This window comes from Bacillus cereus group sp. Bc061 (assembly GCF_027715825.1).
Taxonomy (GTDB): domain Bacteria; phylum Bacillota; class Bacilli; order Bacillales; family Bacillaceae_G; genus Bacillus_A; species Bacillus_A paranthracis.
In genome coordinates this window covers 1-19,853 of the sequence record NZ_JAQFTZ010000007.1, presented here as the reverse complement: position 1 = coordinate 19,853, position 19,853 = coordinate 1, and the positions used below count along the sequence as shown (strand labels likewise).

Genomic DNA, 19,853 nt, shown 5'->3' with positions numbered 1-19,853 from the left:
TGCGATTGTGAAAATTTTAAGATAAATAAAGTTATACCAGGATACCCAAGAAATAGAAAAAAGCTATCTTATCATAAGAAAGATAGCTGAATATTTCGTATATTTAGTTTATTTATTGTGAAATAGTCTGTTGTTGTTCAAATGTGACAATTTTTTTATATTTCACTTGATATAAAATGTAACAAATGACCATAAATGGAATGCCGCAATAAAGAGCGATTCTCTGATCTGGAATGAAAGCTAAACTAACAAATGTAATAAAATTGAGTGAGAACGCTACGATTGGAACGAGCGGATAAAGTGGTGTGCGATATTTTAAATCATTTATGTCACCACCGTTTTTCACGAAGTTTCTACGGAAGAAAAACTGTGAAGCCGCAATTGACATCCAAACGACAACAGCAGCCATTGCTGCGATAGATGTTAAAACTAAAAAGACAGTATCTGCTGCAAATACACTTGTTAATAGGGATAGACTTGCAAAGATTAGACTGAAAATCAATGCGTTTAGTGGTACACCTTTTTTAGTTAATTTCGTAAATGCTGGACTTGCCATTCCTTGTTTTGCCATCGCCCAAAGCATACGCGAATTTGCGTATAGACCAGAATTGGCTACGGATAATACAGCTGTAATAATAACAAAGTTCATAATGTCTGCTGCATATGGAACACCAGCTACATCAAATACAAGTACAAATGGACTTTCGACTAGATTAGCCTCTTGCCACGGGAGTAAACCTACAACAACTGATATTGCTAGGACGAAGAAGAATAGTGTGCGCCAAATGGTATTTTTGATTGCTTTAGGAATTGTTTTTTCAGGATTTTCACTTTCCCCTGAAGCAATTCCGATTAATTCTGTTCCTTGGAAGGAGTAATTTACTGTAATCATTGTAAGAAGAACAGCTAATGCACCATTTGGAAATAGGCCGCCATTTTCAGTGAAATTGTGAAGCATTGGAGCTGGTTTTCCGTTAAAGTCTAGTAGACCGAACATAACTGCACCACCGAGTACGATGAAAACAACAATAGTTGCGACTTTTACACTTGCGAACCAAAATTCTGCTTCTGCATATGCTTTTGCTGATAAAGCGTTTACAAGAAAGAGTGCTGCCGCAAATGTAACACACCAAATCCACGAAGAAACGTATGGAAACCATCGTTTCATTAAAATACTTACAGTTGTTAACTCTACTCCAACTGTAACAGCCCAATTTAACCAATACATCCAACCGACAACAAAACCAAAACCAGGTGAAATAAATTTGCTTGCATAGCTTTGGAATGAACCTGCTTCTGGCATAGCTACGGATAATTCACCAAGACATAACATCGTTAAATACATAACAAATCCACCGACTAAAAATGCAAGAATAGCACCACCAGGGCCGGCGTTATGGACGATTTGACCAGATCCCATAAATAGGCCAGTTCCGATAACACCACCAAGTGCAATCATAAATAGGTGTCTACTTTTCATTGTACGTTTTAAATCTGTTTGTTCTACTTGTTGATTCATATGCCCCTCACCCCGTTATTTTCTTATATGTGTTAACTGGTTTTCATTCTGAGTTTTTAATCATTAGTGGGGGATGTGACACATACTCAGTTTATTTGCTATGAAATGAATGGAGTATGTAAAAAAACGAACTATGACTAAATACTCTAAGAATGTGTTTATTAACAAGGTGATATCTTCACCATGTTAATAATTTTGATTTTAGCAAAATGTTGCTAAAAAGTATATTGTTTTTTCTTTTTATTAAAAATAATTAGAATTTTATAACGATGTAGTTATGAACAATAATTCACAGAATCTTTCTAGCAAACTAGCAAGAAGAAAGGTACAATGGTAAGAGGTATGTCTGTAAAATAATAATTAATGGAGTTTTGTTTAAAATGAAAAAGTTAAAATATCTTTTTGTTTTTGGAATTATATTTGCTGCAGCGTTTTTTATAGGGAAAGATAAGATTATACAAAAGGCACAAGTGCTACGCTTAGATTTTCTATCTGAAATGAAAGAAGCGGCTATGATTGAAAATGTTCCGTTTATAAAGCAGTTACCAGAATTACCTCGTGGATGTGAAGTGACAAGCTTAGCTATGTTGCTACAATATAAAGGTGTGCAAGTAGATAAGATGCAACTTGCTAGTGAAATTCATCGAGTTCCATTTGAACAAAATGGTTTGCGTGGAAATCCGTATGAGGGATTTGTTGGAAATATTTATACGAAAGCTGAACCAGGATATGGTGTATACAATAAACCAATCTTTAATTTAGCAGAAAAATATGTTTCTGAAAAAGTAATTAATTTAACAGATAGAGATGTGAAAGATCTATATAAGGTAATTAGTTCTGGTTCTCCAGTATGGGTTATTATTAATACAACATTTAAGCCGCTAGCTGAAAGTAGTTTTGAAACATGGAATACAAGTTCTGGGGAAGTGAAAATTACATATTTTGAGCATAGTGTAGTAGTAGTTGGATACGATCAAAACTTTGTATATGTAAATGATCCTCTAAAAAATAATCCACGTTTTGCTGTTCCACGAGCAGAGTTTGAGAAAGCGTGGGAGCAAATGGGGAAACAAGCGATTACTATTTTATAATAATGAAAAGGTCATCATTTCGATGGCTTTTTATTTTTAAATAATTATAATAGAAAATTCAGAAGATTCTTTTAAAAGTTAACAATTCACGTTATAATAACATTTAACTTGGTGAAGAAGGGGAGAAGAGAAATGGATGTAGCGAAGGAACTAGTTGTATCGAAAAATCAATTGATTGAGTGGAGAAGGCATTTTCATAAGTATCCAGAGTTATCTTTTCAAGAAGAGAAAACATCGCAGTTTGTGTTCGATATACTTCGGGAAATCCCATGTTTAGAAGTATCAAGACCTACTAAATATAGTGTAATGGCAAGGCTGATTGGAAAGCAGCCTGGTAAAATAGTTGCGGTTCGAGCTGACATGGATGCTCTTCCTATTCATGAAGAAAATGAGTTTGACTTTATTTCTACATATCCGGGTGTAATGCATGCATGTGGCCATGATGGACATATAGCGATATTACTTGGAGTTGTACATAAGTTAGTAGAAGCAAGAGAGAAGATTAAAGGGGAGATTCGTTTTCTATTCCAACATGCTGAAGAAAACTTTCCTGGCGGTGCAGAGGAAATGGTTGCAGCGGGTGTAATGGAAGGGGTCGATTATATTATTGGTGCTCACCTTTGGGCATCGTTAGAGGTTGGAAAAGTAGGTGTAATTTATGGTCCTGCAATGGCTGCCCCAGATGTTTTTAAAATTACAATAGAAGGAAAAGGTGGACATGCTGGAATCCCTCATGAAACTGTTGATAGTATTGCAATTGGTACACAAGTGGTTTCGCAACTTCAGCAAATTGTCTCTCGCCTCACGAATCCGTTAGATTCTCTTGTAGTATCTGTTACGCAATTTCACGCTGGGACAACTCATAATGTGATTCCAGAACAAGCGGAGATTGAAGGGACAGTGCGGAGTTTAAGACATGAGTTGCGAGAAGAAACAGAGAAAAGAATTGAACAGATTGTAAAGCATGTGACGGAAGCTTATGGAGCGAAATATACGTTTTCTTATGAATATGGATATCGTCCAGTAATAAATGATTATGAAGTGACAGAGATTATTGAGCAAACAGCATTACAGCTTTATGGAAGGGAACGAGTTACTCGTTTACAGCCGACGATGGCTGGAGAAGATTTTTCAGCGTTTTTACAAAAAGCACCAGGGACATTCTTTTTTATCGGAGCAGGAAACAAAGAGAAAGGAATTATATATCCTCACCATCATCCTCGTTTTACGATTGATGAAGATGCATTACCAATTGGCGTGCAAGTCTTTGTATCATCGATTATGAATTTCATAAGTAAAGGAGAATGAGATGAAGAAAATACACGTATTAGCGCTTATTCCAGTTTTTTGTTTAGTTGTTGGCCCCGTATTTGCTAATTCAGTTACTCCTTACATATTAGGGATGCCATTTTTATTATTTTGGATATTATTATCAGTGCTTATTACATCTCTTTGTATGGGGATTGTGTACGTATTTGATCCTGCTAATAAGGGGGATGTAAAATGACCGCATTACTTATCATTATTTTATTTTTGTTTCTCGCACTATTTTTGGGAATTCGGGCGCAACATGGAAAAGATATGAATTTAGAGCAATGGTCAGTTGGAGGAAGAGGCTTTGGTACTATTTTTGTTTTTCTTCTTATGGCAGGTGAAATTTATACGACATTCACATTTTTAGGTGGAAGTGGATGGGCGTATAGTAAAGGAGCACCTACTTTTTATATTTTAGGTTATGGTGCGTTAGCTTATATTTTATCTTATTTTTTATTACCACCAGTTTGGAAGTATGCAAAAGAGCATAATCTAGTTTCGCAGCCAGATTTTTTTGTGAAGAAATATAAGAGTCAGGCACTTGGCCTTATCGTTTCTATCATTGGGGTTATTTCGATTATCCCATACCTTGTTTTACAGTTAAAAGGATTAGGAATTATCGTTTCGGAAGCGTCTTACGGAAGGGTATCACCAGTTATCGCAGTGTGGATTGGCGCAATTGTTATAACAATATATGTAATGGTTTCAGGTATACACGGCTCTGCTTGGACGGCCGCTTTGAAGGATATTATGATCCTGTTTATCGTTATGTTTTTAGGTATATATTTACCGTACCATTATTACGGAGGATTTCAGCCGATGTTTGAAGCTGTAGAAGCAGCAAAACCAGGATTTTTATCTTTACCTGATGAAGGAATGAGCATTTCTTGGTTTGTTTCTACTATTGTATTAACAGCTCTCGGTTTCTATATGTGGCCCCATACATTTGCCTCTGCTTTCTCTGCAAAAAATGAAAAAGTATTTCGTAAAAATGCGGCCATTATGCCACTGTACTCTTTAGTTTTACTTTTCGTGTTCTTTGCAGGGTTCGCAGCTATCTTGCAAGTTCCTGGATTAAAGGGAGGGGATGTAGACCTTTCGTTATTCCGTCTGGCTCTTCAAACTTTTGATCCTTGGTTTATTGGGGTTATTGGTAGTGCTGGAGTTTTAACGGCATTAGTTCCAGGTTCTATGCTTGTCATGGCCGCTTCTACATTATTAGCGAAAAATATTTACCGAACAATGGTCCCATCTGTCTCGGATCGACAAGTGGCAAAAGTAGCGAAATTATTTGTTCCTGTAGTAACGCTTGTAGCTGTTTTGTTTACTTTTAAAGGTGGAGAAACGATAGGGGCACTTCTTTTAATGGGATATAGTATAGTGACACAACTTTTCCCGGCACTTGTATGTAGTTTGTTTCCACGTCAGGTTATTACGAAGCAAGGAGCAATTGCAGGGATGGGGATTGGGTTGTTAGTGGTTGCGTATATTACTTTATCTGGTTCAACTATAGCTACGATGTTTCCGGGTTTCCCTCAATATATAAAAGATTTAAATGTAGGTATAGTCGCGCTGTTAATGAATATGATTGTGATGTTTATCGTTAGCGGATTCACGAAAAATGTGTCTATAAAAGCAGACAATATAATAGTAGAAAAGTAATTCGTATGCTAGAGCTATCTTTGAAAAGAGATAGCTCTTTTTTTGTATATATTTTCTTCTATTAGCGGAATCTAACTAAAAACTTGTTGAAAAGGAAGTTAGGTGGGGGACTTGTTAGAGCTAAAAGGTAACTTATTTGAAGTTATGAAAGAAATTAGAGATGAGTTAGGTTCGCCGAATGATTTAACAATTAGGGAAGTTGCCCTTGCCGGTAGTTTTACACGCTGTGCTGTTGTCTTTTTATGTGGGTTAACAGATAAGGATAATGTTTATAAATATGTAGTTCGTACACTTCAATATGAAGAAATACAAAAAGACGAAGCTGTTGTTCAAACATTATTGGATCGCTTTATTTCTATTGCAGAAGTTGGTAAGAAGACAACGTTGCCGGATATTATAAATGCGATTTTAGCGGGAGATACAGTTATATTAATTGATAATATTCAAACCGCTATCGTAATTAATAGTAGGGCTTGGGAAAAAAGAAGTTTAGAACCGCCAGTAACAGAAGATTTAATACGTGGACCGAGAATTGGATTAAATGAAGATATTAACGTGAATAAAGTATTAATTCGCCGTAGTTTACGTGACCCAAAGCTGAGATTTCAATCTTATATTATGGGAAAGAGATCCCAAAAAGAAGTGACTTTAGTATATATAGAAGACATTATTAATCCTTACATTGTAAAAGAGCTAGATCGGCGTCTTCAATCCATAGTGACAGATGTCGTTTTTGAGACGGGTACAATTGAGCAATTAATTCAAGATAATAATTTGTCGCCGTTTCCGCAGTTTTTGAATACGGAAAGGCCTGATAATATTGTGGCCTCATTAACGAAAGGAAAGGCAGCTATTTTGGTGGATGGATCTCCCTTTGCCCTTATAGCTCCGCTAGTGTTTGTTGATATTTTTCAATCTGTGGAAGATCATTATGAGCGTTGGGTAATAGGGACTTTATTAAGAATTTTGCGGATGGGTTCTGGTATAGTTGCAATTTTAATGCCAGCGATGTATGTAGCGCTCGTCTCGTATCACCAAGGACTTATTCCTTCTAAATTGGCTTATTCGATTGCTGGAGCAAGAGAAGGTGTTCCTTTTCCTGCCTATATTGAAACGTTAATGATGGCATTAACGATGGAGTTAATACGAGAAGCAGGAATTAGGTTGCCGAAACCGATGGGACAAACAATTGGGATTGTAGGTGGTCTTGTAATTGGAGAGGCAGCGGTGAATGCAGGAATTGTAAATCCATTTTTAGTTATCATTATTGCGGTTACAGCTATTGCTACATTTTCACTTCCGGTGTATAGCATCACAATTACGTTTCGGATTTTACTTTTCGTCTTTGTATTAGCAGCAACGGCTTTTGGGTTGTATGGAATCATTCTAGCTCTTATTGCGCTTGCTGTTCATATTACAAATTTAACAAGTGTTGGTGTGCCGTATACAACTCCAATTGCTCCCGCATTCTATAAAGATTGGAAAGAAGAGCTTATTCGTTTGCCGAAATCAATGTTGAAAGAGAGACCGGAATATTTACAAACGAAGGATTCTACAATACGTCCAAAGGAGCGAGAATAATTGAAACCATTTGAGTATGGCGATGAAGAGATTGGATCTCGGGAAATTGGGTTTGCGGTATCTTCGACCATTATTGGTATAGGAGCATTGTCTATGCCAAGAGATATCGCTAACCAAACTTTATTTTCGGACGGTTGGATTATTTTGCTTTTGGGTGGATTGGTGTGTGCAGTTTTAGGTTGGTTTGTAACGAGGGTAGCTATTTTATTCCCGAAACAAAACTTTGTTCAATATACGAGTGCGCATTTGACAAAGCCTGTTGCATACACGATTAGCAGCGTTTTAGTATTAACGTTTGCTGCGTTGACAGCATATGAATCGCGAATGATTTCAATTATTTCCCAAACGTATTTGTTTAGTGATACACCAATACAACTACTGTCTTTCTTCTTCTTATTAGTTGTTATTTATGGAATAGCAGGATCTAGAGCAGCTTTATTAAGGTTAAATGTTCTATTTTTACCTATTGTTTTAATTGCGATAGTGCTTCTTTCTTTATTGAATATAAATTTAATGGAAATAAATAATTTACTACCAGCCTTTCAAACGGAAGTGAGTCAATATGCTGTTGGAGTTAAAAATTCTATTTTTACGTTTATTGGATTTGAAGTAGCTCTGTTTTATGCTGTGTTGCTGAATGATAAGGCGGCAAAAAAAGCACCAATGGCAGTTGCGAAAGCGGTAATGGTAAATGTGTTGTCGTACATTTTAATTTATGTAACTTGTATTAGTGTTTTTACGTATATGACAACTCGTGGATTGACGTACCCAACAATTGAATTAGGGAAAGAAATTGAAATTGGTGGAGGGTTTTTAGAAAGATTTGATGCAATTTTTTTTACAACTTGGATTATTACTATTTATAACACTACGGCCATGTATTATGATGTCGCATCATTATTATTTTGCGCTATGTTTCCCAAAGTGAAGAAACATATTTTCATTTTTGTAAGTGCCCCGATTATTTTTATGGTGAATATGATACCTAGTAGTTTAAATGCTTTATCAAATTATGGAACTTATTTAGCTTGGATAGATATGGGGTTTGTCGTGTTAGCACCTTTGTTAGTTTTTATTGTATATAAAATAAGAAGAAGGAATGGTAGAAATGAAACACCTTCTTAAAATTATAATGCTTATGGTTTTAGTTGGATCTATCAGTGGGTGTTCTGAGCTAGAAGAAATAGAAGAAAGAGGATTTGTAGTAGGTGCAGCCTATGATATCGTGAAAAAAAAGAAATCGAATCCGATTATGAAAGGGACGTATCAGATGGTGCTTCCCAGTAAGCTAGCGCAACAAGGGGGACAAGGTGGTGGAGATAGTGAAAATTATATTAATGTGAGTGCGAAAGCAGATAGTGTCTTTGAGCAAATCCGAATTATTGCTAAAAAAATTAGTCGAACATTATTTTTTCCGCATATACAAGTGATTATTTTTTCGGAAGAATTACTGGCGAATCCGTATGTTTTGCAAAATACGTTAGATGTATATATTCGCGATCATGAAATGAGGAGAAATATTCGTTTGTTTGTTTCGAAGAAGAATGCCGAATCTATTTTAAAACAGAGTGCAAAACCTGAAAATTTACCGGCGCAGTATATTGATATGTTAGCTGAACATCCTCCGAAAAATGCCCAAATGATTGAGGCTGCAAGAATTGGTGAGGTTCAGGAAAAGATGATTGCGAGCCGAAGCTTCGTATTACCTATTCTTGAATTAACAAAGCAAGGTGTACAAATGAACGGGGCAGCGTTGTTTCGTGGGAAGGATAATAAGTGTGTAGGTAGTTTGAATGGGGAAGAAACATTAGGAATGAATTATATAGTAGGTAAAAAAATTGGAGGTTTTTTTACTATCCGCAAAAAGAATCAACTTATTACATATGAAATTCATAAGTTGCGTCGGAAAATTAAAGTATCTACAACAAATGTTATAAAACCAAAGTTTAATATTCACTTATTTTTGGAAGGTACAATAGCTGAGTTACACTTTAGTGATCATAAAAAGGTCTTGAATGAAAAACGTTTAGAGAAGGATATTTCGAAGGAAATGGAGACGCGCATCCGAAAATCCGTTCAGCTTGTTCAAAAAAAATATAAGGTAGATGTATTAGAATTAGGGGAAGTGTATAAGCGGCATAATTATAAAGAGTGGAAAAAAATAAGTAAGAATTGGGATCAAGGTGAAAATTACTTTAGTGATGCTGAGGTTACTGTTCATGTTCATCCAACAATTGAACATACGGGTTCAGCTTTACCAAAAAGAGTAAAGTAAGGTGATGGAAGGTGTTTACTGGATTGGGGATTAGTTGCACAATATTAATGGCAGTTCTTCCAGGAGCTATATACTACATTCATAAAAAAATTACAACGTATGGAGCACAGCCTTGGAATACTGATATACAAAAAAAGAAACCTGAATGATTTCAGGTTTCTTTCGTGCAAAGCATATGTGAAGGGGGATACCTTCTATGTATGCTTTGCTTTATACAAGCCCTAACCAATGTACCAATTGTGTAGAGAGGAATGTCACAACAATGGCGATAACGGTAGGGATTGCAAACGATAAGAATGTCCATTTTGCACTTTTTGTTTCTTTATATATGTTAACCAGTGTCGTTCCGCATGGGAAATGAAGAAGTGAGAACAACATTGTGTTTAACGCTGTTAACCAAGTCCAACCATTTTCTAAGAATAAATTTTTAATTTGATTAAAATCATCTATTTCAGTTAAAGCTCCGGTTGATAAGTAAGACATTAATAAAATCGGGATAACAATTTCATTCGCTGGTAGTCCAAGAATAAACGCAGCTAGAATAAAGCCGTCAAGTCCTAACATTTTAGCAAATGGATCTAGAAAATTTACAAAATACATAAGTAAGCTTGTGTCACCGATGAAAATATTAGCTAGTAACCAAGTTAATGCAGCCGCAGGGGCAGCTACAACAACAGCTCGTTTTAAAACATAAACTGATTTATCGAGTGTTGCGCGTACAATTGTATTCCAAACCTTTGGCTTACGGTACGGCGGTAACTCAAGTGTGTAGTGGGTTGGAACGCCTTTTAAAGCTGTTTTTGATAGTACCCAAGAAACAGTTAATGTCATAACGATACCAATTACAACCATTCCAACTACAACGCCGGCAGTAACAAGTGTTTGCATACTACCTGTATAACCAGCAGCCATAAATAATGAGGCCATTAAAATTAACATAGGCCAGCGACCGTTACAAGGTACGAAGTTATTTGTTAAGATTGCAAGCATACGTTCACGTGGTGATTCAATAATACGTGTTGACATAATAGCTGCAGCGTTACAACCGAATCCCATTGCCATTGTTAAAGATTGTTTACCGTGTGCACCAGAGCGTTTGAATAAGCGGTCCATATTAAACGCAACGCGTGGTAAGTATCCATAGTTTTCTAATAGTGCGAACATAGGGAAAAAGATGGCCATAGGTGGTAACATAACGCTAATAACAGCGCCGATACCACGGAATAAACCAAGTATTAAAATGCCATGTAACCATTCAGGTGCGTGTGCTGCTTGGAACCAAGAAGTTAAATATCCTTCGGCCCATCCGAAAAACTCAGCAATCATATCAGATGGTACGTTAGCACCAGCGATTGTAAGATAAAAAATGATAGATAAAATACCGAGCATAATTGGGAATCCCCATATTGGAGATGTGAAAATTTTATCTAGTTTTTCAGAACGATATAATTTATCCGTATTTGTATATTGAACAGATTCTTTACAGATGCTTGCAGATGTTCGATAAATATCTCCGACAATATCATCTCGTATATCTTCTTTTGAAAGTGTTTGAGCGTGTTGAATAATATAGTCTAATGGAAGAGCTTTACTGGCTGAGTGAGATTCCATTGATTACGACCTCCCTTACAAGTGGTTCGTTATGATGTTTTTCAAGTGCAGTTAAGAAATTTTTATCTCCATCTAATATACGTAATGCAATCCAACGTGCTGGATACGTATCACCGAATACTTTATAAATTTGTGGTTCTAATTCTCGAATCATATTTTCGATTTTTTCACTATAAGTAACTTTAATTGGTGCTGGAATTAGCTTTTTATTTGCTACTTTAGCAATGACATTTAGTAAATGACCGATGCCTACTCGGTTACGAGCGGAAATCTTAACTACAGGTACACCAAGTGATTTTGCTAATTTTTTTTCATCGATAACGATGCCTTTTTTCTCAGCTTCATCAATTAAGTTAATACAAATGACTACGTTACTCGTCATTTCCATCACTTGAAGTGCTAAATTTAAATTTCTTTCCATTGCTGTTGCATCTACAACAACTACAGTTACTTCTGGTTTTTCAAATATAATATAATCCCTTGCTACTTCTTCATCCGCAGAATTTGAATATAGTGAGTAAGTCCCAGGTAAATCTATTAATGTATATTTACTACCGTTATGTTCATATTCTCCTTCAGCTTTTAAAACAGTTTTTCCCGTCCAGTTTCCAGTATGTTGTTTTAAACCTGTTAAAGTATTAAATAATGTACTTTTCCCGGTATTTGGGTTGCCAGCTAAAGCAATGCGATATTTGCTCATCTGAAATCATCTCCTATTAATACCCCGAAAATAAGGGAACTTTCTTCCTTGCGTAGTGCGATAGTTGTGTTGCTTACTTGATAAGCGACCGGATCTCCAAGTGGGCTGCGTTGTAATACTTTAATTGTTGCGCCGGGGATAAATCCTAAATCTAATAAACGTCGTTTCATAGTTCCTTCTAATTGTATCTTCTCAATTTGTACAAACTCTCCAGTCTTAAATTCGGAAAGTGGTTTTTTATTAGCCGATACCATAAAAGTTACCTCATCTCTATATTGTTAGTTTAAGTTTAAAAAGTTTCCTTAGGTAAACTTTTTGTTAGTAATATAGTAGACTACATTGGATGATGCTGTCAATTGGTACTTTAAAAATATTCATTTATTTTTAGAATTGTTCCAATTTATTTAGTTGTACTAAAAAATATTACTGAAATTCTGTGTAATGTACATAAATTAGGCGCGTAAAAGTAACAAAATACAACGGAATTGTAAATGTAACTTTAACTAAAAGGGAAAAAGAGCGAAAAACATTTACATTTAATTTACATTGTTAAGAGTAAATTTACATTACAGCTTAATTAGTGTGGATTTTGTTGGGTTCTTCAACTATAAATGTTGGGATTTCTAGTTTTTAAGGGGTATTATCGTCATTTACTTAAAATTAAAAATTGCTTAACACTCACATAATATTATTGTCCTACAATGAATTTGTGTTCGAAAGAAGTAGATAAATGTGAAAAGTGATAATCCAAATGGGGGTACAAGACATGGTCATGAAAAAGGGTATTAAATTTTCTTTAGCAGCTTTAGTGGTAGCGGGTTCATTAGTGGGATGTGGAAAAGCAGAAGAGACATCAGGTAAAGAGGCTAAAGGAAGCGATAATGCAAAACAAGAATTGTCAGGTACGATAGCAGCTGCAGGCTCTACAGCACTTCAACCTCTTGCAGAGGAAGCTGGAAAGAAATTTATGGAGAAAAATTCAAACGTTTCTATTCAAGTGCAAGGTGGCGGTAGTGGAACTGGAATTAACCAAGTAGCTTCTGGTGCGGTCCAAATTGGTAACTCAGATGTTCCATCTGCAGATAAAATAAAAGATGCTGATAAGGCGAAAGAATTAGTAGATAACAAGGTAGCGGGTATTGCATTCGCACTTGTCGTAAATAAAGATGTAAAAGTTGATAATTTAACAGTACAACAAGTACAAGATATCTTCACTGGAAAAGTAACAAACTGGAAAGAGGTAGGCGGGAAAGATGAAAAAATTAACGTAATTAACCGTCCAGCTTCTTCTGGTACACGTGCTACATTTGAAAAAACAATTATGAAAGACGCGAAAATTAATGATGGAACTGGTACTACACAAGATTCTAACGGTGCAGTAGAACAAGCGATTAACTCTACTCCAGGTTCAGTAAGTTATTTAGCAATGTCTTACATGGTTGGCGAGAAAAAAGGTGCGCTACAAACAGTGAAAATTGATGGTGCTGAACCAAAAGTTGAAAACATTGCGTCTGGTAAATATCCATTCTGGTCTTACGAGTACATGGTAACGAAAGGTGAGGCAAAAGAAGCAACAAAAGCTTACATTGACTATGTAAAAGGTAAAGATTTTGAAAAGCAAGTAGAAGATATGGGTTATATTCCAATGTCTAAATTAAATAAGTAATAAAATTTATGGGGCTGGCTGCAAGGCCAGTCCTGTTCATTTCAATTTATGAAGTGGGGTCTGTCCTGTGATGAAGGGGAAAAAACAAATTAATTACGTGAAAAGTGAATATATAGGAAGATCACTTGTTACGTTTTGTGGTATTTTTATTGTTTTAGTTACATTAGCTATTATTGCATTTATTTGCGGTAAAGGAATTCAATCATTTACGCAAAGTGGTATCTCGTTTACTGAAATGTTAACATCGACAAAATGGAGTCCAAATGCTGATGAGGGAACTTTCGGGGCTGTAATTTTTATTGTAGGTTCAACGGTGGTTTCGTTAGGTGCGGTTATTATTAGTGCGCCAATTGCTATAGCTCTTGCTATATTCATGAATTTAATTTCGCCGAAGTTTGGAAATAAAGTATTGAAGCCTGTTTTAGAATTATTAGTTGGTATTCCTTCGGTTGTATACGGATTATTAGGGGTTACAATCTTAGTACCGCTATTACGTGATTCGTTTGGAGGAGTGGGCTTTAGTTTAATTGCAGGTATTGTTGTATTAAGTATAATGATTTTGCCTACTATTGCTAGTATCGCTTCTGATGCAATACGCTCTGTTCCATTTGATTATTTAGAAGCTTCTTATGGTTTAGGATCAACGAAATGGCAAGCGATTAGCCGAGTGATTGTTCCTGCTGCGAAAAAGGGGATTTTAACAGGTATTGTTTTAGGTTTAGCGCGTGCTTTTGGTGAAGCATTAGCGGTTCAAATGGTAATTGGGAATACGGTTAAATTACCAGAAGGAATATATAGCCCGACAGCAACGTTAACTGGTATTTTGACAATGGACATGACAAATACATTAAACGGAACTGCTTGGAACAATGCGCTATGGACTTTAGCAATGATTTTACTTGTTATTTCATTCCTGTTTATTTTAGTAATTCGAGCAATTGGGCAAAGAGGTGAGCGATAATAATGAATGCAAGAACGGTAAATAAAGTTTGGACAGGTATCTTTTATGCGGTTGCGGCTTTAGTTGTAGCTTTACTAGTGTTCTTAGTGTTTGAGATTTTACAAAAGGGATGGGGTTTTTGGGATCCTAATTTCTTGTTTGGAGAACCAAGTAATACAAGAGCTGGTGGTGGGATTGGTCCGCAGTTATTCAATTCTTTCTATATGCTTGTTATAACGCTTATTATATCTATTCCTCTCGGATTAGGCGCTGGAATATATTTAGCAGAGTATGCAAAACAAGGACGTTTTTTAAACTTTGTCCGTTTATGTATTGAGACAATGGCATCTTTACCTTCTATTGTTGTTGGTTTATTCGGTTTGTTAGTGTTCGTTACAATGACAGGATGGGGATACACAGTAATGGGTGGTGCCCTTGCTTTAACAATTTTAAACTTGCCAGGTTTAACTCGTGTTTGTGAAAATGCGATTTCAGAGGTTCCTTCTAATGTGAAAGAGGCGAGTCTTGGATTAGGTGCAACAAAGTGGCAAACGATCACTCGTATTATTATTCCGTCGTCACTACCACAAATTATTACAGGTGTTATTTTAGCGGCAGGTCGTATATTTGGTGAAGCGGCGGCATTAATTTATACAGCGGGTTTAACATCTCCAATTTTAAATTCAGCAGCGGACTTCTCAAGTCCTGCTCATCCTTTAAACCCATTTAGACCAGCTGAAACGTTAGCGGTTCACATTTGGAAGTTAAATTCTGAAGGAATTATTCCGGATGCGAAGTTAATTGCGACAAAGTCTGCAGCTGTATTAATTATTATGGTATTGCTATTCAATGTTATTTCACGCTTAGTAGCATCTATATTGCACAAACGTTTTACAGGAGCGAAAAGAAAAAGTAAAACGACGAAGAAGGTAAAAGCGGCATAAGTTATAAAGAAGAACTCTCTATTTATAAGTAGGGGGTTCTTTTTGCGTTTTAATATAGAAGGAAAAGGTATAGCGATTGTTGAATTTGTAATTCGTTATATAGATAAAGTGAAATTTTAAACAGTGGGGTTTTACTGCTCACAAATAGTGGGATGAAAAGATGAAAATGAGGGAGTGGGTTTAATTTGTTTTTTCTGCAAATGTCAGGTTTTCCAGGATCGGGAAAATCTACAGTTTCTAAGTATATAGGGGAGTTAACAGGTGCTATAATTGTAGATCATGACGTTTTGAAATCAGCATTGTTAAGATCACTAGAAGTGAAAGGTATTGAATCAACGATTATTGGTGGACTTGCGTATGATGCTGAATGGGCATTGATTGATTCATATTTAGAACAAGGACATAGTGTGATATTGGATAGTCCATGTCTATATAAAGGGATGGTTGAAAAAGGAATTAAGCTGTCTAATAAACATGGTGTGAAATATAAATATATTGAGTGTTATCTGAATGATATGGAAGAGATTAATATGAGACTACAAACACGTAAGCGTCTGGTCAGTCAAATTGAAAAGGTGGAGTCGGAAGTAGCTTTTAAAAAGTGGTTAAATGGTAGTAAAAGACCTCTAAATAGTGAATATCTTATTGTGAATTCTAGTGAACCTCTAGAGCGGTATGCAGAAAAAATGATGAATTATATGAGTAGGTAGAGAAAAAAGCGTTATCTTCATTCGTGAAGATAACGCTTTTTCGTTTAAATATCAGGTGTTTCTGTAGAAGTATTTATTTTTCTACGAGAGCGTCTTTTTCTCCCGATTTTATCTAATAGTTCATACATTACAGGAACGACTACTAATGTAAGGACAGTTGAGACTGCTAAACCGCCGATGACAACGACTGCCAAACTTTTCGATACCATACTTCCTGCTTGTGATTGACCAAATAGGAGTGGTAGCATAGCGACGATTGTTGTAATAGCTGTCATAATAATTGGGCGTAATCTAGTGGAACCTGCTTCAAGTAAGGCCTCTCTCGTTTCCATACCGTGTTCTCGGTTTTGTTGTACTCTTTCTATTAATACGATAGCGTTTGTAACGACAATCCCGATTAACATTAATGCGCCGATCAAGGAATTTACATCAACTGGTGTTCCTGAAATGATTAATCCTAAAATACCGCCGACAGCAGCTAATGGCAAGGAGAACAAGATTGCAAAAGGAGCACGCGCCTGTCCAAAGGTAATAACCATAATTAAATATACAATCCCGATTGCAATCCCCATAATCTTGAATAAATCTGTGAAGTTCTCTTGCATAGATTCAGTGGCGCCTGCGATATTTACTTTGGCTCCGCTAGGTAAATCTAAGTCGGCTATCGCTTTGTTCACTTCTGCGCTTACCTTACTTAAATCTTCATTTGAAGCTTCTGCGGTAATTTGAATGGTTTCTTTTCCATCTTTATGGAAGATTTCTGTTTGAAGTTGCTTTTCTGAAATAGTTGCAATGTCTTTTAAAGGAATTGGTCCATTAATAGGTGATAGTATGTTTGTGTTTAAAATGTCTTCTTGTTTCGTAATGCTTTCTTTTTTATGTTCTATCATAATAGTAGTTTTTTCGTTATTGATTGAAACTTCACCAATAGGTGATTTCTTCATAAGGAATGCTACTTGTTGAGCTGCTAATTCTGGTGTTAATCCTAGTTGTTCGGCCTTTGTTTGATCAACATGGATTTGCCATTCTTTCTTAGAGTCTTCTAAATTCGTTTTTACTTTAGAAAGATCATCCATATCTTTTAGTTTTGTTTCGACGATAGTAGCAGCCTTTTTTAAATTCGTTTCGTTAGTGGCTGTTACGTTGAATTGCAAATTATTGCCGCCGCCAGAGCTTGAATAACTCGTTTTTATATAATCAAGTTCAGCGGGTTCAAAAGCGTTATGTTCTTTTTTTAACTCTTTAATATATTGATCAATATCAGAGCCTTTCTTGAAGACTACAAATATACTGGCAAGATTATTTTTCGTCGTTTGCCCCCATTGTGCATCTTCTGCGCTAGATCCCATTCGTAAAATAACATCCGTTACATCTGAATTGGAAAGTAGCTTCTTTTCGAAATCAAAGGCTTTTTGTTTTTGTGTTTCAGGAGCGTAATCAGCTGGGAAAGTCATATTAATAGATAACATTGTGTCGTCTTCAGATTTTATATTCGCTTTCGGTAGTAATACATATGCAGCAATCGATCCTGCGAATAATAAAAAAGAAGTAAGTAGAATAATGAATTTATGCGAAAGAGCCCACTTTAATGTAGCCGTATATCGTGGTGAAGAACTTGGCTTTTTGTGTTTTGTTTTTTTGAGTAGTAAAAAAGCCATAAGTGGAACAACTGTTAGTGCAACGATTAAGGACGATAGTATAGAATATACGACCGCTAATACCATAGGTAACATTAATTTTCCGATTACTCCTGATACGAGGCCGATAGGTAGAAAAACAGCAACCGTTGTTAAGGTGGAAGAAGTAATTGCGACGGCGACCTCTTTCGTTGCATCGAGAATAATATCTTTAGAGAAAGATTCCTTTTGTAACCGGCGGAAAATATTCTCAATGACAACGATGCTATCATCGACGAGACGTCCAACTGCAACGGCTAAACCACCAAGTGTTAGAGTGTTAAGTGTGATGTTAGATTGGTGTAGTAAAAAGAGTGTTAATAAAATAGATAATGGAATACTGACAACAGCGATGAGTGTCGTTCGGAAATTGCGTAAAAAGATTAAGATAATTAGAGTTGCAGCAATTGCTCCAAGGATTACTTCTTTTCCCATGCTAGTAACAGCATTTTCAACTTGTTCATGAGTTGATGCTAAAAGTTTAATAGAAAACTGATCTTTATATTGTTTACTTATATCTTTAATTTTTTTATCGATTTCTTTTCCAATTGCAACTGCGTTTTTACTTGGCTCTTTCATGATGATTAATCCAGTGCCTTCTTCGCCATTTATATGTGAGATTGTGTCATAGTGTTGTTTAAGTTCAATTTGAGCAACATCTTGTAATTTAACTTGAGGTGCAACAGTGATGTTTTTAATGTCATCTACATTTTTTATATCCCCGATGACACGAAGGTTATATTCTTCTTTATTAACGGTAACAGCTCCAGCTGGAGTGGAAGTTTCTTTTCCTTGTAAAACCTTTAATATTTGTTCCGTTGTTACGTTTTTATCTTTTAATTGGTTTGGGTCTAGTATAATAGATAATTCGGAAGTTGATTTTCCAAAAAACATAACGTTGGCAACGCCATCAATGCTTTCGAGTTGTGGTACGATTTCCTTTTCGATTTGTTTTTCATCTTCTTTTGAAAATCCGTTTTGCTTTTGGATTGCAATTTGAGCGAGTGGAATCATAGAAGTATTTAATTGGCTAACTATCGGTTTCGTTGCATCTTTAGGTAATTTAATTGTATTAATGGCCTTTTCAACTTCACGTGTGGCATCTTTCATATTTGCTTTGGATGTATACGCGATATCGATGCGTGATAATCCTTCGTGAGTAGAAGAGGTGATGTTGTCGATGTGTTCTAAGTTGCGAAATTGTTTTTCAAGGGGATCGGTTACTTCTTTTGTCATTGCTTCAGCGTCGAGTCCTGGAGATAAGGTTGTGACGGTGACTGCGGGATTATCGATGCTAGGTAAAAATTCCATAGGTAATTTAGACCCGGAATAAACACCGAGTATGGAAATGAGAAAAACCATGATGATAACAGCGGCGCGGTTTTTTAATGAAAACTTTGTTAACCTATCCATAAAGTAATTCCTCCATTGGGTTATTTATAGTTGAGTACGTCCTTTCTACTATATAACAAAAAATGGATATTTTTCATTAATTAAATGTAAAAAAATTCTAACAATAACCTTAAGTTGATGTTTTGTTGAAATTTCGTTATCTATCCCGCCGTTGGTCGGACGATAAGATTCTCACCTCGAATTCGGTTGGGGTGGAGCTATCTGCCAACAACCGGTTCTTTCAATTAGTAATGATTTGTGTGGAGGGACAAAAAATCAACATGTGCGCATTATTAGAAAGTGGCGAAGCTATTTTCTTTTTAAATGTGGACTTTAATGTAGAAGAGAACGAAAAGGTGGGAGGGATTATGAAAGGCAGTTTGGTTAATTAGAGTGTATTGGTATAAAATCAAAATACTTATTTTCAGTAGAGAGAATAAAAGGTTTTACTATAGAAGAAAGGAGGATAGATATTTTTTTTGTTTTTTTATAAAAAACACTTGTTATTTAAAAATCATGATGGTATATTAATAAACGTCGCTGATGCGGAAACGTAGAAAACGACAAAAAAGAAATTTTAAAACTTAGTTGACATCGAAAAATGAAGATGTTAATATGATGAGGTCGCTTCTGAAGCGATGGACAAGTTCTTTGAAAACTGAACGAAACAAACAACGTGAAACGTCAATTTTTATTTTAGATGCTAGACAAACTAACTTTATTGGAGAGTTTGATCCTGGCTCAGGATGAACGCTGGCGGCGTGCCTAATAC

Annotated in this window: 19 protein-coding genes; 14 read left to right on the top strand and 5 right to left on the bottom strand. The window is 35.8% G+C overall.

Annotation, left to right across the window (positions count from 1 at the left end):
• Positions 1 to 112: 112 nt before the first annotated feature.
• On the bottom strand, positions 113 to 1,519 hold the full coding sequence (locus PDQ40_RS20225; protein WP_076868095.1) for an amino acid permease: 1,407 nt from the start codon (positions 1,517 to 1,519) through the stop codon (positions 113 to 115).
• A gap of 380 nt (positions 1,520 to 1,899) precedes the next feature.
• Between PDQ40_RS20225 and PDQ40_RS20220 the strand changes: the two genes are divergently transcribed.
• The 8 genes from PDQ40_RS20220 (at position 1,900) to PDQ40_RS20185 (ending at position 9,591) form a co-directional block, all read left to right on the top strand.
• Positions 1,900 to 2,610 (top strand): C39 family peptidase, encoded by a 711-nt coding sequence (locus PDQ40_RS20220; RefSeq protein ID WP_000734470.1) that lies wholly within the window; start codon positions 1,900 to 1,902, stop codon positions 2,608 to 2,610.
• Between the two features lie 132 nt (positions 2,611 to 2,742).
• Positions 2,743 to 3,918 carry an amidohydrolase gene (locus PDQ40_RS20215; protein WP_270691601.1) on the top strand — a complete coding sequence of 392 codons (1,176 nt, stop codon included), beginning with the start codon at positions 2,743 to 2,745 and terminating at the stop codon, positions 3,916 to 3,918.
• Position 3,919: 1 nt separating this feature from the next.
• Positions 3,920 to 4,117: a DUF3311 domain-containing protein gene (locus PDQ40_RS20210; protein WP_000719858.1), complete on the top strand. Its 198-nt coding sequence runs from the start codon at positions 3,920 to 3,922 to the stop codon at positions 4,115 to 4,117.
• Positions 4,114 to 5,586 carry a sodium:solute symporter family protein gene (locus PDQ40_RS20205; RefSeq protein WP_000125922.1) on the top strand — a complete coding sequence of 491 codons (1,473 nt, stop codon included), beginning with the start codon at positions 4,114 to 4,116 and terminating at the stop codon, positions 5,584 to 5,586. Before PDQ40_RS20210 ends, PDQ40_RS20205 begins: the two co-directional genes overlap by 4 nt.
• 102 nt (positions 5,587 to 5,688) lie before the next feature.
• Positions 5,689 to 7,167, top strand: coding sequence for a spore germination protein GerLA (gerLA, locus tag PDQ40_RS20200; protein WP_001996708.1), 1,479 nt, complete (start codon positions 5,689 to 5,691; stop codon positions 7,165 to 7,167).
• The gene (gene gerLB / locus PDQ40_RS20195) at positions 7,168 to 8,292 is read left to right on the top strand and encodes a spore germination protein GerLB (protein WP_000802024.1); all 1,125 of its coding nucleotides are present in this window, start codon (positions 7,168 to 7,170) and stop codon (positions 8,290 to 8,292) included.
• Complete coding sequence (locus PDQ40_RS20190; RefSeq protein ID WP_002193871.1) at positions 8,276 to 9,442, top strand: Ger(x)C family spore germination protein; 1,167 nt, start codon at positions 8,276 to 8,278, stop codon at positions 9,440 to 9,442. Before gerLB ends, PDQ40_RS20190 begins: the two co-directional genes overlap by 17 nt.
• An 11-nt stretch (positions 9,443 to 9,453) precedes the next feature.
• Positions 9,454 to 9,591: a hypothetical protein gene (locus tag PDQ40_RS20185; protein ID WP_000493994.1), complete on the top strand. Its 138-nt coding sequence runs from the start codon at positions 9,454 to 9,456 to the stop codon at positions 9,589 to 9,591.
• A 61-nt stretch (positions 9,592 to 9,652) separates the two neighbouring features.
• Here the strand turns inward: PDQ40_RS20185 and PDQ40_RS20180 are convergent, their stop codons facing one another.
• Genes PDQ40_RS20180 through PDQ40_RS20170 form a run of 3 tightly spaced genes read right to left on the bottom strand, consistent with a single transcriptional unit; the run spans position 9,653 to position 12,007 of the window.
• Entirely contained in the window at positions 9,653 to 11,053 is a 1,401-nt protein-coding gene (locus tag PDQ40_RS20180; RefSeq protein ID WP_000443601.1) for a nucleoside recognition domain-containing protein, read from the bottom strand.
• Positions 11,031 to 11,753, bottom strand: coding sequence for a FeoB small GTPase domain-containing protein (locus tag PDQ40_RS20175; RefSeq protein WP_000049870.1), 723 nt, complete (start codon positions 11,751 to 11,753; stop codon positions 11,031 to 11,033). Before PDQ40_RS20175 ends, PDQ40_RS20180 begins: the two co-directional genes overlap by 23 nt.
• Positions 11,750 to 12,007 (bottom strand): FeoA family protein, encoded by a 258-nt coding sequence (locus PDQ40_RS20170; protein WP_000252986.1) that lies wholly within the window; start codon positions 12,005 to 12,007, stop codon positions 11,750 to 11,752. The genes PDQ40_RS20175 and PDQ40_RS20170 overlap by 4 nt, the downstream gene beginning before the upstream one ends.
• Before the next feature lie 512 nt (positions 12,008 to 12,519).
• On the opposite strand from PDQ40_RS20170, the gene PDQ40_RS20165 reads away from it, so the two are divergent.
• The 4 genes from PDQ40_RS20165 to PDQ40_RS20150 all read left to right on the top strand — a co-directional run bounded on the left by PDQ40_RS20165 (position 12,520) and on the right by PDQ40_RS20150 (position 16,013).
• A complete protein-coding gene (locus PDQ40_RS20165) occupies positions 12,520 to 13,419 on the top strand; it encodes a phosphate ABC transporter substrate-binding protein PstS (RefSeq protein WP_000245122.1) in 900 nt (299 codons plus the stop codon).
• Between the two features lie 70 nt (positions 13,420 to 13,489).
• Positions 13,490 to 14,380 carry a phosphate ABC transporter permease subunit PstC gene (gene pstC / locus PDQ40_RS20160; RefSeq protein WP_000676680.1) on the top strand — a complete coding sequence of 297 codons (891 nt, stop codon included), beginning with the start codon at positions 13,490 to 13,492 and terminating at the stop codon, positions 14,378 to 14,380.
• Positions 14,381 to 14,382: 2 nt separating this feature from the next.
• On the top strand, positions 14,383 to 15,303 hold the full coding sequence (gene pstA, locus PDQ40_RS20155; protein ID WP_000994142.1) for a phosphate ABC transporter permease PstA: 921 nt from the start codon (positions 14,383 to 14,385) through the stop codon (positions 15,301 to 15,303).
• 185 nt (positions 15,304 to 15,488) lie between these two features.
• Positions 15,489 to 16,013: an AAA family ATPase gene (locus PDQ40_RS20150; RefSeq protein WP_000465771.1), complete on the top strand. Its 525-nt coding sequence runs from the start codon at positions 15,489 to 15,491 to the stop codon at positions 16,011 to 16,013.
• 44 nt (positions 16,014 to 16,057) lie between these two features.
• On the opposite strand, the gene PDQ40_RS20145 is transcribed toward PDQ40_RS20150, so the two are convergent.
• Positions 16,058 to 19,102, bottom strand: a complete 3,045-nt coding sequence (locus PDQ40_RS20145; RefSeq protein WP_214328598.1) for an efflux RND transporter permease subunit — start codon at positions 19,100 to 19,102, stop codon at positions 16,058 to 16,060.
• Positions 19,103 to 19,227: 125 nt separating this feature from the next.
• On the opposite strand from PDQ40_RS20145, the gene PDQ40_RS20140 reads away from it, so the two are divergent.
• Together PDQ40_RS20140 and PDQ40_RS20135 are read left to right on the top strand one after the other, a co-directional pair.
• Complete coding sequence (locus PDQ40_RS20140; protein ID WP_142945526.1) at positions 19,228 to 19,473, top strand: hypothetical protein; 246 nt, start codon at positions 19,228 to 19,230, stop codon at positions 19,471 to 19,473.
• A gap of 196 nt (positions 19,474 to 19,669) precedes the next feature.
• Positions 19,670 to 19,831, top strand: coding sequence for a hypothetical protein (locus tag PDQ40_RS20135; protein WP_157829314.1), 162 nt, complete (start codon positions 19,670 to 19,672; stop codon positions 19,829 to 19,831).
• The last annotated feature ends 22 nt before the right edge of the window (positions 19,832 to 19,853 follow it).

Coding starts and splice junctions, on each gene's coding strand:
- PDQ40_RS20225 (WP_076868095.1), bottom strand. CDS start 1,519: ATGAATCAACAAGTAGAACAAACAGATTTAAAACGTACAATGAAAAGT.
- PDQ40_RS20220 (WP_000734470.1), top strand. CDS start 1,900: ATGAAAAAGTTAAAATATCTTTTTGTTTTTGGAATTATATTTGCTGCA.
- PDQ40_RS20215 (WP_270691601.1), top strand. CDS start 2,743: ATGGATGTAGCGAAGGAACTAGTTGTATCGAAAAATCAATTGATTGAG.
- PDQ40_RS20210 (WP_000719858.1), top strand. CDS start 3,920: ATGAAGAAAATACACGTATTAGCGCTTATTCCAGTTTTTTGTTTAGTT.
- PDQ40_RS20205 (WP_000125922.1), top strand. CDS start 4,114: ATGACCGCATTACTTATCATTATTTTATTTTTGTTTCTCGCACTATTT.
- PDQ40_RS20190 (WP_002193871.1), top strand. CDS start 8,276: ATGAAACACCTTCTTAAAATTATAATGCTTATGGTTTTAGTTGGATCT.
- PDQ40_RS20180 (WP_000443601.1), bottom strand. CDS start 11,053: ATGGAATCTCACTCAGCCAGTAAAGCTCTTCCATTAGACTATATTATT.
- PDQ40_RS20175 (WP_000049870.1), bottom strand. CDS start 11,753: ATGAGCAAATATCGCATTGCTTTAGCTGGCAACCCAAATACCGGGAAA.
- PDQ40_RS20170 (WP_000252986.1), bottom strand. CDS start 12,007: ATGGTATCGGCTAATAAAAAACCACTTTCCGAATTTAAGACTGGAGAG.
- PDQ40_RS20165 (WP_000245122.1), top strand. CDS start 12,520: ATGGTCATGAAAAAGGGTATTAAATTTTCTTTAGCAGCTTTAGTGGTA.
- pstC (WP_000676680.1), top strand. CDS start 13,490: ATGAAGGGGAAAAAACAAATTAATTACGTGAAAAGTGAATATATAGGA.
- pstA (WP_000994142.1), top strand. CDS start 14,383: ATGAATGCAAGAACGGTAAATAAAGTTTGGACAGGTATCTTTTATGCG.
- PDQ40_RS20145 (WP_214328598.1), bottom strand. CDS start 19,102: ATGGATAGGTTAACAAAGTTTTCATTAAAAAACCGCGCCGCTGTTATC.